A 2,724-nucleotide genomic window follows, 5' to 3' on the forward strand; every position below is an offset into this window, starting at 1 on the left:
AGTGAAGTATTTTAATTATATAGACGATGAAAAATTAGATGAAATTGTTTATAAAAAGCCACAGGCATTCGATAAAAATACTGAAAAGGATATTTTAAAGTATTCTCTAGGGGCTTTTTTATATGTTCCAGCCAACAAATACAGCCAGATATATAAAAGCGTTGTAGATCAAGATAAACATCCCAAACCACTCGCTATATGCTTAGAGGATGCTATAGGTGAGTTTGGAGAAAAGGAAGCTATAGAAAGTTTGGAATTAGTCTTAAGGGATTTATCAGAAGATGTATTTGGCAAGCTGGAAAATTTACCGCTAATTTTTATAAGAGTCAAGGATCAGGAGCAGTTGAAAAAGATAAAAGATATATTGATAAAAAATAGAGATTTTATAACTGGGATAATAATTCCAAAGGCGACTGGAGTTTTATTAAAGGCGTTTATCGGTATATTAGACAGCTTAGGGCTCCAAGATATGTACGTTATACCTATAATAGAATCTAAGGATTTTATATATAAGGAGATAAAGGAAGCTTATTTCAGAGAAATGTATAACAGTATTTTAAACCACAAAGAAAGGGTATTAGGAATAAGGATAGGACTTACTGATGTTCTAGGAATGTACGGCGTTAGAAGAGATAGAAATTTCTGCATATACGACAATTTAATAGCGACTTCGTTTATCGAGGATGTGATAAATTATTTAAATAGAGAAGAACTAGACATACCTATAAGTGCTGGAGTTTCAGAGCTATTCAATATGGACGATGAAATCATAAGAAAAACCTATATAAAGGAAATAATGCTAGATAAATACCACGGATTTGTTGGGAAAACAGTAATACATCCAAAGCAAATAGAAATCGTACAGTCGCTTTCTGCTGTGACTTACGAGGACTATATGGATGCGAAGGATATAATAGACAACTACCATTCTGAGATAGGAGTTAAAAAGAGCTCTTCTGGAGATAAAATGAATGAGTACAAGCCACATTATAAATGGGCTAAAAAAATCATCAGTTTATCGTATGTATACGGTGTTTTAAGAGAGGGGGTAGATTACAATGCACTTATTGGAGCTTCAATGTAAAGACGAATTAGATTTTAAATACGATATAAATATACAGGAGAATATACTTAATTTAAATATAGAGGCTTATCTAGATTTGGCGATTAGAAATAATAAAAAGAGAAGATTTTTATTTGTGTCTAAGTGTCTCGGAAAACACCTTCCATGCAGGGCGGTTGATATGGATAAGCTGGGATACGATATAGTTAGAGCCTACGAAAAAAAACAAGATTACTTAAATTCAGGTCTAGTTATATCATTTGCAGAGACAGGTACAGCCCTAGGTCACAGTGTATTTAACTATATAAATGCAGATTATGAATTTATACATACGACTAGAGAAATAGTAGAAAATAAAAAGTCATTAGATTTTCTAGAGGAGCATTCACATGCCACAAATCACAATTTATACTACGAAGACTTAAAACGATTTGAAAACGGCGAGGAGGTAGTGCTAGTAGACGACGAGATAACTACTGGAAACACTTGTATAAACCTGATAAAAAAAATAAACAGCATCTATCCTAAAAAAAGATATACGATCTGTTCTATCTTAAATTGGATGGACTGTGATGCATTCGATAAATTTAAAAAATTAGAAAATGAGATAGATGCAAAAATAAATTTTGTATATCTATTTGCTGGAGATTTTAAATTTGAGTGCGACGAGGATAAGGTGGAAAAATTGGTTTCAAAAAGCGAAAGAGAATGTAAGGTATTTACAAAAAATAAGAATCTAAAAGTATCGTACACTTATCTAGATATGAAAAAATACGAAAAAAACGAAAAATATATAAAATATACAGGTAGATTTGGCATAAATAAAAAAGATCAAAATGATTTACTAGAAGAGGTAAGAAGAGAGAGCAAAAAATTAGATGTTAAAGACGATCAAAAGACTTTATTTCTAGGAAGTGAAGAGTTTATATATATTCCTATGCTGTTTGCAAAGCAGTTTGAGGGCAAAAATATATACTACCATTCAACTACTAGAAGTCCTATTGTAGATTTAGAAATAGAAAATTATCCTATAAAGAGCAAATTTCCTCATAACAGCCTATACAATAGAGGTGTTACAAACTACGTGTACAACATAGATAAGTACAATTACGAAAAATGCTTTTTCTTCTGTGAATTAAATAGAGAAAAAAGCGACTTCGATGAAATAATAAATATAATTTCAAATACAGATATAAAAGAATTAAATATAGTAATATGCAATAAATAAAAAAGGGAGAAGATGTATGAAAGAATTTTCAACATATAACAGAGATGATGTAGTCTTTTTATTAAAGGACATATCCGATTTAATAAAAGAAGAGGACAATTTAACTAGGGAGAAAAAAATTCAAAGCGGTACTCACTATTCAGAGATGATACCTATAGAATATCAAGTTAGTGATGTATATTTGAATTTATATAGAGAAAAATTAGAGGAGACGAAAGACAAGCTAGCATTTGCAGTTGGAGTTATGAGCGAAAAGATTTTAAAGAAAAATCAAAAAGATATAGTCTTAGTTTCGCTTGCCAGAGCTGGTACACCTATAGGTATATTATCTAAGAGGTATATAAAGAAGAGATATAATTTAAATTTACCACACTACACTATGTCTATAATAAGGGACAAGGGCATAGATGTAAATGCAATCAAATACATAATA

At 30.7% G+C, this 2,724-nt stretch carries 3 protein-coding genes; all 3 read left to right on the plus strand.

Annotation, left to right across the window (positions count from 1 at the left end):
• On the plus strand, nucleotides 1-1,084 hold a 1,084-nt coding region (locus ACI3VO_RS13415; protein ID WP_439758404.1), incomplete at its 5' end, for an HpcH/HpaI aldolase/citrate lyase family protein.
• Entirely contained in the window at nucleotides 1,059-2,291 is a 1,233-nt protein-coding gene (locus ACI3VO_RS13420; RefSeq protein ID WP_439758405.1) for a phosphoribosyltransferase family protein, read from the plus strand. The genes ACI3VO_RS13415 and ACI3VO_RS13420, both read left to right, overlap by 26 nt.
• Nucleotides 2,292-2,307: 16 nt before the next feature.
• On the plus strand, nucleotides 2,308-2,724 hold a 417-nt coding region (locus ACI3VO_RS13425; protein WP_439758406.1), incomplete at its 3' end, for a cysteine protease StiP domain-containing protein.

The organism is Intestinibacter sp. (genome assembly GCF_051866655.1).
Lineage (GTDB): Bacteria > Bacillota > Clostridia > Peptostreptococcales > Peptostreptococcaceae > Intestinibacter.

Coding starts and splice junctions, on each gene's coding strand:
- ACI3VO_RS13420 (WP_439758405.1), top strand. CDS start 1,059: ATGCACTTATTGGAGCTTCAATGTAAAGACGAATTAGATTTTAAATAC.